Origin of the sequence: Vibrio nigripulchritudo ATCC 27043 (genome assembly GCF_000222685.1) — a bacterium.
Lineage (GTDB): Bacteria > Pseudomonadota > Gammaproteobacteria > Enterobacterales > Vibrionaceae > Vibrio > Vibrio nigripulchritudo.
In genome coordinates this window covers 1-12,051 of the sequence record NZ_AFWJ01000047.1, presented here as the reverse complement: position 1 = coordinate 12,051, position 12,051 = coordinate 1, and the positions used below count along the sequence as shown (strand labels likewise).

The 12,051-nt window shown below is 45.2% G+C and carries 13 protein-coding genes; 10 read left to right on the top strand and 3 right to left on the bottom strand.

Annotated elements, in window-relative coordinates:
- From RH89_RS06175 to RH89_RS06150, 6 genes are all read left to right on the top strand, one after another.
- Window positions 1–223, top strand: a 223-nt coding sequence (locus RH89_RS06175; protein WP_004400301.1) for a 3-hydroxyacyl-CoA dehydrogenase family protein, incomplete at its 5' end; no start/stop codon positions are given.
- A 182-nt stretch (window positions 224–405) separates the two neighbouring features.
- Complete coding sequence (locus tag RH89_RS06170) at window positions 406–1,611, top strand: MFS transporter (protein WP_004400300.1); 1,206 nt, start codon at window positions 406–408, stop codon at window positions 1,609–1,611.
- Window positions 1,612–1,892: 281 nt separating this feature from the next.
- Entirely contained in the window at window positions 1,893–2,885 is a 993-nt protein-coding gene (locus tag RH89_RS06165) for an ABC transporter substrate-binding protein (protein ID WP_004400298.1), read from the top strand.
- 97 nt (window positions 2,886–2,982) lie between these two features.
- Window positions 2,983–3,882 (top strand): ABC transporter permease, encoded by a 900-nt coding sequence (locus RH89_RS06160; RefSeq protein ID WP_004400296.1) that lies wholly within the window; start codon window positions 2,983–2,985, stop codon window positions 3,880–3,882.
- Window positions 3,875–5,098, top strand: a complete 1,224-nt coding sequence (locus RH89_RS06155) for a quaternary amine ABC transporter ATP-binding protein (protein WP_004400294.1) — start codon at window positions 3,875–3,877, stop codon at window positions 5,096–5,098. The genes RH89_RS06160 and RH89_RS06155 overlap by 8 nt, the downstream gene beginning before the upstream one ends.
- Window positions 5,099–5,350: 252 nt before the next feature.
- Window positions 5,351–6,232 (top strand): sensor domain-containing diguanylate cyclase, encoded by an 882-nt coding sequence (locus tag RH89_RS06150; RefSeq protein WP_004400286.1) that lies wholly within the window; start codon window positions 5,351–5,353, stop codon window positions 6,230–6,232.
- Here the strand turns inward: RH89_RS06150 and RH89_RS06145 are convergent.
- Complete coding sequence (locus RH89_RS06145) at window positions 6,227–6,856, bottom strand: class I SAM-dependent methyltransferase (RefSeq protein ID WP_244410400.1); 630 nt, start codon at window positions 6,854–6,856, stop codon at window positions 6,227–6,229. The two genes, RH89_RS06150 and RH89_RS06145, sit on opposite strands and share 6 nt — an antisense overlap.
- A gap of 31 nt (window positions 6,857–6,887) precedes the next feature.
- On the opposite strand from RH89_RS06145, the gene RH89_RS06140 reads away from it, so the two are divergent.
- The 3 genes from RH89_RS06140 (at window position 6,888) to RH89_RS06130 (ending at window position 9,508) form a co-directional block, all read left to right on the top strand.
- Window positions 6,888–7,703 carry a TauD/TfdA dioxygenase family protein gene (locus RH89_RS06140; protein ID WP_004400282.1) on the top strand — a complete coding sequence of 272 codons (816 nt, stop codon included), beginning with the start codon at window positions 6,888–6,890 and terminating at the stop codon, window positions 7,701–7,703.
- 112 nt (window positions 7,704–7,815) lie between these two features.
- Window positions 7,816–8,451 (top strand): LysE family translocator, encoded by a 636-nt coding sequence (locus RH89_RS06135; protein WP_004400279.1) that lies wholly within the window; start codon window positions 7,816–7,818, stop codon window positions 8,449–8,451.
- A gap of 175 nt (window positions 8,452–8,626) precedes the next feature.
- Window positions 8,627–9,508 carry a dienelactone hydrolase family protein gene (locus RH89_RS06130; RefSeq protein ID WP_004400277.1) on the top strand — a complete coding sequence of 294 codons (882 nt, stop codon included), beginning with the start codon at window positions 8,627–8,629 and terminating at the stop codon, window positions 9,506–9,508.
- Window positions 9,509–9,568: 60 nt separating this feature from the next.
- Here the strand turns inward: RH89_RS06130 and RH89_RS06125 are convergent, their stop codons facing one another.
- Window positions 9,569–10,087: a DUF6795 domain-containing protein gene (locus RH89_RS06125; protein ID WP_004400274.1), complete on the bottom strand. Its 519-nt coding sequence runs from the start codon at window positions 10,085–10,087 to the stop codon at window positions 9,569–9,571.
- 138 nt (window positions 10,088–10,225) lie between these two features.
- Between RH89_RS06125 and RH89_RS06120 the strand changes: the two genes are divergently transcribed.
- Window positions 10,226–10,681, top strand: a complete 456-nt coding sequence (locus tag RH89_RS06120; protein WP_004400273.1) for a GNAT family N-acetyltransferase — start codon at window positions 10,226–10,228, stop codon at window positions 10,679–10,681.
- 160 nt (window positions 10,682–10,841) lie between these two features.
- On the opposite strand, the gene RH89_RS06115 is transcribed toward RH89_RS06120, so the two are convergent.
- On the bottom strand, window positions 10,842–12,051 hold a 1,210-nt coding region (locus tag RH89_RS06115), incomplete at its 5' end, for an Ig-like domain-containing protein (protein WP_004400269.1).

The window sequence follows — 12,051 nt, the reverse complement described above, 5'->3', positions numbered from 1 at the left end:
ATCGGCTCAGGAAATCGATAGATCAATGACGCTAGGTGCGGCTCACCCGTTGGGACCACTCTCTCTGGCTGATTTGATCGGATTGGATACCTGTCTGAATATCATGAATGTGCTTTACGACGGATTTGGAGACCCAAAATACCGACCAAGTCCTCTGCTGAAACAAATGGTAGATGGAAACCTTCTGGGCAGAAAATCGGGGCAAGGATTTTTTCAATACTAGGGTCCGAAAAATCAGATTGTTTGAAACAACCGACCATTCTCAGCGCTCTTTTCCGTGAGCGTAAACAGAAGATAGTGTCTTGAAACACGTGTTTTGAGTAAGCTTGGGTATATACTCAATCTTACTCAAGTCTTCAAATTTCTTGAGCATATCCTCTAACAATGAAGTAGCCCGGTCAGAATATGGATCATTCTAAAGCAAACTCTACCAAGTCAGGAACTTGGAAAACGCCTCATAACTTTTTAATTCTTGTATCAATCGTTGTGCCTATCGCTTTTTCAAGCTGGCAGGCGTTGCTGAATAACTTCGTTATAGAAAAAGCAAACTTCACTGGTGCAGATATTGGTCTGTTGCAGAGTGTTCGTGAGATCCCGGGCTTTCTGGCGTTTACTGCCGTCTTTATTCTGCTTTTCCTGCGTGAGCAACGATTTATTATTCTCTCTCTTATTATGTTGGCTGCAGGGACAGCGATCACTGGCTTTTTTCCTTCCCTTGCCGGGCTGCTGTGCACAACGTTACTCATGTCTGTCGGCTTTCATTACTTCGAAACGCTGAAACAATCTCTTTCTCTGCAATGGCTAACCAAAGAAGAAGCGCCGGAATTTTTAGGAAAACTTATCTCGGTCGGGTCTTTGGCGGCGCTTTGTACTTATGGTGGTCTTTGGGTTGTGTTAGAGCTTATGGAGATGGACTACAAGTGGGTCTATCTACTTGCAGGAGGAGCCGCATTAATCATTATCGCGTTTATCATGATGTCATTTCCTGAGTTTGAATCTCATACTCAGCAGAATAAGTCTCTGGTTTTAAGAAAGCGTTACTGGTTGTATTACGCTCTGACATTTATGAGTGGTGCTCGCCGACAGATCTTTGTGGTGTTTGCAGGGTTCTTAATGGTAGAGAAATTCGGTTATACCGCGGCTGAAATTACCCTCCTGTTTCTGGTTAACTATGCGTTTAACTGGCTGTTTGCCAAGAAAATTGGTCAGATGATTGCTCGTTTCGGGGAGCGAAATGCCCTGATATTTGAATACGCAGGTTTGATTTGTGTGTTTGTGGGTTATGCGTTTGTAGAAACTGCCGAATGGGCGGCTGCGTTGTACATCATTGACCACCTGTTTTTTGCATTTGCTCTGGCGATAAAAACCTACTTCCAGAAAATTGCTGATCCAGCGGATATGGCGTCTACGGCTGGCGTTGCATTTACGATTAATCATATAGCCGCCGTGGTCATTCCCGTCTCATTTGGATTCCTATGGCTGGTGTCTCCACCAAGCGTCTTTATGGTTGGAGCAGCAATGGCTTTGGTATCTGGAATCCTTTCTTTAAACGTTCCAGCCAAGCCTGAAGAAGGGAACGAAGTGCGCTGGGGACCAACACTTTCTCAGTGATATTGATGCCACTTTAGTGACTAAAACAGCAAAAACCAGTCTCAGAAATGGACTGGTTTTTTTATATCTCTAGATCTTTGAATTCGTTGACTATACTTAAGTATATATTTAGAGTACTAACCAATTTGTCAATGGGAGTGAAAATCGACTCAACAAGATGCCAGACATCACTGGGTTTTACGATCATCTGTTGCACAATCAAATGGTGTATTACGTGTTGATATGCTTAGTGCTCTAAATAAATTTATTTTGAGTGAATTAATAAAGAGGAAGGAAGCTCGATGAAATTGAAACTGACCGCGTTGGCATTATTGGCATTAGGCGGTACATCAACCGTAAGCGCTGAAGAGTGTGGCGAAGTATCTATTGCCGACATGAACTGGAACTCAGCAAGTCTTATCGCCAATATTGACCGCTTTATTCTGGAGCACGGTTTTGGATGTGATGCCGAGCTCGTTCCTGGAGATACCATGCCAACAGGAACCTCAATGATTGAAAAAGGGCAGCCAGATGTGGCTCCAGAGCTTTGGAGTAACAGCCTGAAAGCAGCACTGGACAAAGGTGTTGAAGAAGGACGATTGCGTTATGCAGGCAAAGCCCTAGTTAATGGTGGTGAAGAAGGCTTTTGGGTGCCGTCTTACTTAGTCAAAAAGTACCCCGAAATGGCAACCATTGAAGGGGTGAAAAAGCACGCTAAGTTGTTTGAACATCCAGAAGATCCAGATTCATCTGCGTTTTATAGCTGCCCGGCTGGTTGGAACTGTCAGATTTCGGCAGGTAACCTTTTCAACGCACTTGAACTAGAGAAGTCTGGATTCAGCGTTGTGGACCCAGGTTCAGGCGCCGGTCTATCTGGTTCTATTGCTAAGGCTTATGAGCGTGAACAGGCATGGTTCGGTTACTACTGGGCGCCAACAGCGATTCTGGGTAAGTATGAAATGGTCAAAGTTGATTTTGGCAGTGGCGTAATTACTGATGAGTTTGTGAATTGTACTACTCAAGAAGAGTGTGCAGATCCAAAACCTACCATGTACCCGCCTTCGCCAGTACATACAGTAACAACTGAAGAATTCGCCTCTCGCGTTCCTGCGGCATACGATTACTTCAGCAAGCGTGGCTTCACCAATGCAGATATGAACAAACTGCTGGCGTGGATGGAAGACAACCAGGCGGACAGCGAAGAAGCCATGGCGCACTTCCTAAGTGAGTATCCGCAAATCTGGCATCAGTGGGTATCTAAAGACGTCATCAGCAAGGTAGAAAAAGCGCTTTAATAGCGCAGAGTTGGTCTGGCAAATTGCCAAGACCGTACAAAGTAGTACACCGGGGCAGTGAGAGGGTCTTATTGCCCCGGTTGGTAAAGGATTGATTATGTCTGACAGTAGCTGGTTAACCAGTTTCCCCGAAATGGATCGCGCCGATCTGAGAACCATTCGAAAAACATTGGATGGCGCGTATAAAGATTTCTCTCGTGAATATGGGGATTTAATTGAATCCATATTCGACCCGCTCCTCACCTTTCTAGTCTGGTTTGAAAAGCTCCTTATCTCTACACCTTGGTTTATCGTTCTCGCGGTGTGTACGGGCTTAGTTTACCTTGCCAGTCGTTCCTGGAAGCTGACTCTGGGGTGCTTTGTCTCCCTGTTATTGATCGGTTACTTCGGCATGTGGGAAAACACCATGCGAACCCTGAGTATCATTACGGTTTGTACGCTGCTTTCCATTGTTATTGGCATTCCCATAGGTATTGCCATGGCGCGTTCAAACCGTGTTCAGTCGGTGGTGACGCCATTGCTCGATATTATGCAGACGATGCCTGCGTTTGTTTACCTGATACCAGTAGTGATGCTATTGGGTATCGGCAAAATACCGGGGCTGATTGCTGTAGTGATTTATGCGATTCCGCCTGTTATTCGACTGACCAACCTGGGTATACGATTGGTAGACCGAGAGGTACTTGAAGCCGCTACGGCGTTTGGTGCCAGTAAAAAGCAAAGGTTGTGGGGCGTTCAGTTGCCGCTGGCGATGCCAACAATAATGGCTGGTATTAACCAAACCATCATGATGGCACTTTCCATGGTGGTTATCGCATCTATGATCGGTGTGAAAGGGTTAGGTCAACCAGTTCTGAAATCCATCACCAATCAATATTTCACATTGGGCTTGTTAAATGGTTTTGCCATTGTGGCACTGGCGATTCTGTTTGATCGCGCTTCTCAAGCTTACGCAAAGCGTACTCAGGCTCATTTAGGAGGGCTTAAACATGACTAAGCCACTCATTGAAATCAGTCAGCTTTCCAAAGTATTCGGTACGAAACCCATGTCGGTTATCGAACGAGTGGAAAATGGTGACTCAAAAGAGTCCATTCTGGCAGACACGGGACACACCGTTGGGCTTCGAGATATCAACCTTCAAATCAACAAAGGCGAAATTTTCGTCATTATGGGTTTGTCTGGTTCAGGTAAGTCTACACTCATTCGCCACTTCAACCGGTTGATTGACCCGACCAAAGGCAAAATCATCGTTGAGGGTATTGATGTAATGAGCCTCGACACCAAAGGGCTGGAAGATTTTCGTCGTCATAAAATGTCCATGGTATTCCAGCGCTTCGGTCTATTGCCTCATAGAACCGTAATCGAAAACGTGGCATATGGCTTGGAAGTTCAGGGTATTGATAAAAAACAACGTGTTGCTAAATCGATGGAGTGGCTAGAAACCGTGGGCTTGAAAGGGTATGAAAATCAATATCCTTCGCAGCTTTCAGGTGGTCAGCAACAACGTGTTGGTCTTGCTCGTGCCTTGTGTACGGATGCAGAAATTCTGTTGATGGACGAAGCCTTCTCGGCGCTCGACCCGTTGATTCGTAGTGAAATGCAGGATCAACTTATCGAGCTGCAGGAAAAGCTGCATAAAACCATCGTCTTTATCACCCATGATCTCGACGAGGCGCTTAGGCTGGGGGATCGCATTGCGATTCTGAAAGATGGACAGCTGGTGCAGGTTGGTGCGCCAGAAGAAATTCTTCTTCAACCCGCAGACGAGTATGTCGAAGCCTTTGTTAAAGATGTAAACCGAGCGCGTGCACTTACGGTAGAAACCGTTATGCAGCCGCCTGCTTATCGCGTATCGGCAAAAACCATTGAAGAAGCATTGGTGCAGATGAAGCAGCTTAAGAATGAATACGCCTACCATGTCACCGAAGATGGTTATCAGGGCGTACTCACCAAAGAAGGGTTGCAAGATGCCGCGGCGATGAAAGACCGAACGGTAATTTGTGATGAGTTGTACGAAGAAGTGCCAGCTGTATCTCCGGATGCAGTACTGGAAGAAGTTCTGCCAGACACCATGTGTTGCGATTACTCTCTGCCAGTAGTCGATGAGGAAGGTAACCTGAAAGGGGAACTGGAGCGTAGCGCTGTCGCTGACATTTTCTCTGAATCTCCAGAAGATGAGACTGCCGACCGAAAGTTGGCAAAGGTGGGGTAGAAACACACACCTAACAAGTCTAAAACCGGTGATGACTCACCGGTTTTTTTATGTTGGCGGAATGCTCTCTCGCTATGGTATAAGCGGTTTCGACATCCCATACCTTCTCCGTTTCCCAAAATCCACTCATTCTTGTTCTACTTCGCATATTCGCTCTATTCGAATACAAATGAAATGAAGAAGTACTGAAATCCGGTCTATATTTATATTGATAAGTTTATTATGGAAAGCTTATTTATATGTGAGGTGTCGATGTATTCAAACATATATAAAACCGCCTTAAACACAATGCCAGATGGTGTTTTGATTACAGATAGTAATCGCGGAGTGATTTACTCCAATGCTCGCTTTGCACAGATGTGGGGAATCCCAAGTAAATTAATCGATTCCAAAGATGATGACCGAATGCTCCAGTTTGTTCTGGGAAAGCTCGAAGAGCCGGAGGTGTTCCTAAGAGAAGTCAACCGGCTCTATAACTCAGACGAAGATTCTCAGGATCTCCTTAAGTTTAACGACGGAAGAACCTTTATGCGTCGTAGCGCCCCGTATGAAGACAAGCGAGTGGGGAAAGGAAGAATCTGGATTTTTTCAGACGTGAGTAAGCTACTGGAGCTGGATCAGATCGCTTATGTCGATTCATTAACCGGGCTGAACAATCGGCGAATGCTCGACGAAATGAGCCAGACACTGTTTGAAAAGTATCAGGAGTCCAAAGCCACTTCCTGTATTGTTTTGTTCGACCTCGATGGGTTTAAATACATCAACGATACCTATGGTCATCAGATGGGTGATAAGTTGCTTCACCTGCTGGCAAAAGCGATAGAAAAGACTCTCCGATCCGATGATATTGCTTTTCGTCATGGTGGTGATGAATTCTGTCTGGTGCTTAAAGACACAAGAACAGAAAGTGTCGATGGTGTGATGTCCCGCTTATACGAGACCTTTAACTCGATACAGAAAGAAACGCTAAATCTTCCTGAAGCCATTAGCTTTTCAGGTGGTTGTGTCTGTTTCATTAGCGAAGACAGTTCCCCAAGGGATGCACTCGCTCGTGCTGATGTACTTTTGTATCAGGCTAAGAAGAAGGGGAAAGGGCAGATCATATACGGTTCATGTGTTCGCGCGGCATCATGATGGTTTCATGATGATGGTGAAATCCTCTTCCATATAGTCGCGGATGATTTCTACGTCGTCCGTCAAATTGCGACATATCGAAAGAACCTCTTTCGGGTCATACGCTTGCAGCAATCTGTCTTCTCTGAAATAGTCACTGTCCAGTAAATTAAAACCAAATGCTTCTCGGCTGGCAGAAAAGCCTGCACGTATGACAGTGGGAAGATAATTCTTATTATTGCTGCGGTAATTCAATGAACCTGAAGCGATGGTGATGTCGTGAACAGGCAAGCGCATTTGCGCGAAGTTACCGTGTAGAAACCGCATAGAATCATCGGCGTTTAGTTTCGCCTGTTTGATAAAACTCTTGTGAAAGTCGATACCTGTGTAATGCTTGATGGGTTGTTTGACTCTAAGAAAGTGGACCAGATCGCCATAGCCACACCCAAGATCTAGGATGGACTTGTCGCGTAGGTTGAGTGACTTCTCAAACACAGAAAATCGGGCAAACTGCGTTTGTTCGCTGCTCCAGCCAAGAATACGGGCGGGATCTTCTGTCCACTTTTTTTCACGGTCAGAGTGGTAAAAATAAACATTTAATCGCTCAAGAAAATTCACAGGTATCCGGTCTATTGGATTTAACACTCCATAATTCTAACAGGAAATACGTATCAGCATGATCGAGATTGAACCACTCACACCTCATATAGGCGCTCGTATTCACGGGCTTTCCCTGGCGCATTGTACCGATTCAGACTTTGAAGCCTTATATCAGGCATTTCTGGCTCATCAGGTGGTATTCATAGAAAAACAGACTCTCACGCCGGAGCAGCACCTTTTCCTTGCGAGTCGTTTCGGAGAGCTAGAACCGATTCATCCATTCTTTCCTAATGTGCCTTCTCATCCACAGGTGTGTGTGATTGAAACCACTCGCGGTAATGCGCCGCTGGAAAGTTTGTGGCATACCGATCTTACGTGGCGCCGTAATCCTTCCAAGTGCTCGCTTTTGCACGCCCAACATTTGCCACTTGTCGGTGGTGACACCATGTGGTGTTCTATGACCGCTGTGTTTGAATCTCTCGACAGTGAAATGCAGGATTCACTCAGAGCGCTGACAGCAACCCATTCTCTGGTTGCATTTGAAGACATCAATTCCGATCTCGTTGAGCTGGACTGGCATAAAGACGTCATGAAAACGTCTCAAGATAACCCTCCGGTTATACATAATGTGGTGCAGCAACACCCCGAAACCGGAAAAGAAACCCTCTACATTAACGAGCAATTCACACGCAAGTTTAATGAGCTAGAACCAGAGAGGAGTCAGACACTACTTAATGAACTCTTCGCGATAGCTAGGCAGCCTGAATTTCAGGTGCGTTATAAATGGGCGGAGAATGCTATGGCGATTTGGGATAACCGAGTCACCCAGCATTATGCTGTGATTGATTATGGTGATACACCAAGAAAACTCCATCGTGTCACGGTTACCTGATGGCATTTTCAGCACTTAACGCTATTTGAGTGTAATTAGCTGAATCATAGTATGGATATTACTGGTCAGGTTGATATAAAATTCCGCGCCTGTTCCCGTTCCAAATCTCAACATGATCGATTTATCCATACTTCCTGTCTATCTGACAGCGGTACTCGCTTTACTTCTTATTCCCGGTCCCGACATGCTACTCATTGCCAGTTCAAGCATGAGCTATGGGCGAAAAGTGGGATTGTTTGCCAGCCTGGGCAATGCCACTTCCGGGGTGATCTTGACCATTCTGGCGGCGATTGGTGTATCAGCTCTCATCGCCATGAGCCCCATCGCCCTGACGATTTTGAATGTTGTTGGTGGTGTGTATCTATTAAAAATGGGGGCAGATTGTTTTACCTCCTCTGCTGCACTGACCCCAGAAACATCGAATCAGAATCAACTTGCCAGCGCTTATTACCAGCGAGCGCTGCTGAGCAACCTGTTAAACCCGAAAGCGCTGATGTTCTTTGTGCTTTTCCTGCCTCAATTTGTTTCAGGCAACATTGCGGCGAGTTCGGGCGAGCAAATGATGGCTCTGGGCTTACTGCTCAATATACTCGGATTAACGTTTAATTTACTGCTGGTGGCACTGGCGGGCACCTTGGGCAAACCACTTTTAGAGAGCAAAAAGTTCAGGCACTACCAGCACAAAGTCATGGGTGGAGTCTTCGTTATTCTAGGTGTATGGATGCTTGGGCAAATCGATTTCCTATAAGCATCAGAGTGCATTTTTCTTTCTTCAGTAATGCACTCATTTCCTAACTTCTGCGTAAAGAATTGTAAATAACCATCGTCGCCTGCAAGGGTGGCTATAGTAATGGGGTCATGTGACTAAGCTGTCTTATACAGTGATAAACAACGACCCCGCACGCAGAGTAAAAGGAGTGACTATGTCTGATAGACCAATACCGCAGGAAGCGTTTGACTGGTACGACGAATACGCCCATGGATTAATTGATCGCCGAGAATTTATGTCTCGTCTTGGTGGATTAGTTGCACTCGGTTTTACCATGACGGCACTGACGTCCGCTTTAATTCCTAACTACGCACTTGCCGAGCAAGTTTCGTTCAACGATCCCGATATCAAAGCAACATATGTGACCTTCGCGTCACCCAAAGGGTACGGTGAGGGCAGGGGTTACATGGTGAAACCTGCCAACAAATCAGGTCCATTACCCGTTGTTTTGGTTATTCACGAAAACCGTGGGCTTAACCCGTACATAAAGGATGTCGCGAGAAGGCTGGCGAAAGTCGGTTTTATCGCGTTTGCGCCAGATGCATTGCATCCATTAGGGGGATACCCCGGTAATGATGATGAAGGACGCGCGATGCAGAAATCGCTAGAGCGCGGCAAAATCGAAGAAGACTTCATTGCAGCGGCGAAGTTTCTGAAAAGCTACAAGAACAGTTCAGGGAAACTGGGTGCTGTCGGGTTCTGTTTTGGCGGCTACGTCGTCAATATGCTGGCTGCAACACTAGGCGATAGCCTTGAAGCAGGAGTGCCTTTCTACGGAACACCAGCCGCGAAGGACATTCGTCAAAACATCAGGGCTCCGCTGTTGCTGCAGTTTGCTGAAAATGACAAACGGGTTAACGCAACCTGGTCAGAATACGAAGAAGATCTAAAGCAGATAGATGCGACCTATCAGGCACACATCTACAAAGATACTCAGCATGGATTCCATAACGATTCCACTGGAAGGTATTCCAAAGAAGAAGCCGAGCTCGCATGGAACCGAACTGTAGAGTTTTTTAAATCACAGCTAATCTAGTTACCTGATAGAAAAAGCGAGTATTGGTAATAAATAGATTTTTGTTACCAATACTGCATTTTAATATTTGCCAGATTCAATGCTTCCAATTAAGTCACAAATGCTGTGGACTTCGTAATCATCGTTGCCGTTAGAATCTTTGGAGAAGACAAAATACTTGAGATCTGAATCGATCTCGCAGGTCAGGTGTGGCATGTTGTCCAGCATAAACGGTTTCAAATCATAGCCAGCGGTAACAGTGCGCCATATTTTTACACTGTTTCCCCGATACTCAGCCTCAATTGATACGCTGACAAGTTGCTCATCAAAAATGCTGGGGCTAAGAAGCTTTCCTTCAGATAACTCATGAAAATGGAATCTTCCCTCATCATCTGTTCGTGTAGAGTGAGTGCGGACCTTTTCCATGGCACCAACCGTAAGCTCAATTTCAACGCCTGAGATTGGATTACCTTCTAACAACAAGACTCCTTTTACTTCAGGTGTTAGTTTGTATGTTGTTATGTTGAGCAAGTCATTTTCCTTGGTTGCTACTTGCGTGCTAAACAGGACGAAAGTAAACGTGATGAAAAGTTTTATCATAGAGTCATTTCAAAAGTGTATTAGTCTACATATATGAATCTGATTTTGTATTTAGAGTGATATTTTTTCGGTCTGCCTCTAGTATGTATGCCACTGTAAAAGAAAGAAGTTTAATACATTGCCTGGAAGCGTACTCTCATGATCAGACTCACCCGAATAGCCTCGACCTCCATTCCGATTGAACTTCTTCTTGAAGCCGACCCCGATACCAGTGCAATAGAGCAGTACCTGCATCAGGCTCACTGTTTTGCGGTGACTGAAAACGACTCGGTGCTGGCTGCTTGCGCATGTAAACCAACTAGCGAACCAGAATGTGAACTAATGAACATTGCGGTTTGGCCATCGCAACAAGGTAGAAAGCTGGGAAGCCAGTTACTGAATTTCACTATCGAGGAATTGAAAAAGGAAGGTTTTAAGAAGGTGAGTTTAGGGACCGGAACATTTGGGCATCAATTGACGTTTTACCAACGCGCCGGTTTTCGGGTGATCCGAGTTGAGCGCGATTACTTTCTTGAGCATTACCCGGAGCCTATTTTCGAGAATGGTATTCAACACAAAGACAGGCTGTGGCTGGAGCTTGATCTTACAAGTTAATATCAAAGATTTGCTGTTACCAACAATATATCTAGGCGGAGCCGACAAACTATAAAATCGGCAATGTTGAAACCGTAGGAAACACAAAAGCCAGCAGTTATCCTGCTGGCTTAAAAGGTTGCGAGATCAGTTTATTTAGCTCACGTAGCATATTCTCGCTTTAGTCATTGTAGGAAACACAAGACGCGTAATTTTTTAGACCAGTAGAATGAGACTTGGTAATGTTGTTCACTAAATCTACAGAGTAAAATCTGCTTTCTTTAGCGGGATGATTGGTCCAATACTCGTAATACGCTGGCCAGCCATAGTTTGCTGTAAGATCACCCAGAGAGTAAACCAGACTGTACAACTCGTATCTAGTAGGTCTTTTCCAATTAGTGCGCCCCAAGAATTTTAGTGTTCCAAGTTCTTCGCAGTATCGATCTAATTGCCCATAGCGACCAAAGTCAGCGTTTTCTGGGTTATCTTGCCAGCCCCAACCATCGTATCTAAAGCGAGCAAATTCCCCTTCTATACGAGTTTCCCGATAAGTAGCGCCATAAGAACGACCGTAGTTGTATCGTGAGTCATCTAACTTGTAACCAAGTTTATCCATCACCTCAAGGCTTGGTGTTGCGGTAAACAACTTATTAACCGCTTCACCGGAATAACCTTCTATGACTTTAAGGCAGTATCCGCCAGCATTGTACATATCAGTATCATTGATTTGTCCCCCACACGGAAGAAGACCTGTAGTGACAGTAATGGTTATGGCGTTGCTCGTTAAGCCATCAATGGTAAACGATACAGTAGTGGTTCCTCTTGCATTTCCGGTTAGTTCTCCAGACTCATTTACGCTGGCAACGTAACTATCACTAACATGCCATACCAAAGGTTTGCCAATCAGAGACGAACTTGAACCGTCTCCATGAATGCCTCTAGGGCTCAATTGAATCGAGTGACTTTCGGGAACCGTGTCCATATCAGAGCTTAGGGACAAATTGTATAACGTAGTTTTATCGTCATACGCATAAATGGATTCTTCAGAAGTGTCTGATTCAGAATCTGTAGTCACTTGCTCGCTGGTGGTTTGCTCCGAACTGGTTGATTCAGAGGTGCTGTCAGTACTGGTTGTCTCCGTGGGTTCGGAAGTAGTTTGCTCGGTACTATCTGTAGCTTCCGATTGAGTTGAAGTTTGTTCTGTATTCTCAATGCTTGATTGAGTCTCAGTAGTCACTTGCTCGCTTGCGGTTTGATCTGAAGTGATTGATTCAGAAGCTCTGTCAGTACTGGTTGTTTCAGTGGATTCGGTAGCAATTTGCACAGTGTTATCTGTAGCTTCTGCGTGAGCCGAAGTTTGTTCTGTATTCTCAATGTTTGCTTGAGTCTCA

Excerpts from the sequence above, each read along its gene's own strand:
- RH89_RS06150 (WP_004400286.1), top strand. The coding sequence starts at position 5,351 with ATGTATTCAAACATATATAAAACCGCCTTAAACACAATGCCAGATGGT.
- RH89_RS06135 (WP_004400279.1), top strand. The coding sequence starts at position 7,816 with ATGATCGATTTATCCATACTTCCTGTCTATCTGACAGCGGTACTCGCT.
- RH89_RS06160 (WP_004400296.1), top strand. The coding sequence starts at position 2,983 with ATGTCTGACAGTAGCTGGTTAACCAGTTTCCCCGAAATGGATCGCGCC.
- RH89_RS06170 (WP_004400300.1), top strand. The coding sequence starts at position 406 with ATGGATCATTCTAAAGCAAACTCTACCAAGTCAGGAACTTGGAAAACG.
- RH89_RS06130 (WP_004400277.1), top strand. The coding sequence starts at position 8,627 with ATGTCTGATAGACCAATACCGCAGGAAGCGTTTGACTGGTACGACGAA.
- RH89_RS06120 (WP_004400273.1), top strand. The coding sequence starts at position 10,226 with ATGATCAGACTCACCCGAATAGCCTCGACCTCCATTCCGATTGAACTT.
- RH89_RS06140 (WP_004400282.1), top strand. The coding sequence starts at position 6,888 with ATGATCGAGATTGAACCACTCACACCTCATATAGGCGCTCGTATTCAC.
- RH89_RS06155 (WP_004400294.1), top strand. The coding sequence starts at position 3,875 with ATGACTAAGCCACTCATTGAAATCAGTCAGCTTTCCAAAGTATTCGGT.
- RH89_RS06125 (WP_004400274.1), bottom strand. The coding sequence starts at position 10,087 with ATGATAAAACTTTTCATCACGTTTACTTTCGTCCTGTTTAGCACGCAA.
- RH89_RS06165 (WP_004400298.1), top strand. The coding sequence starts at position 1,893 with ATGAAATTGAAACTGACCGCGTTGGCATTATTGGCATTAGGCGGTACA.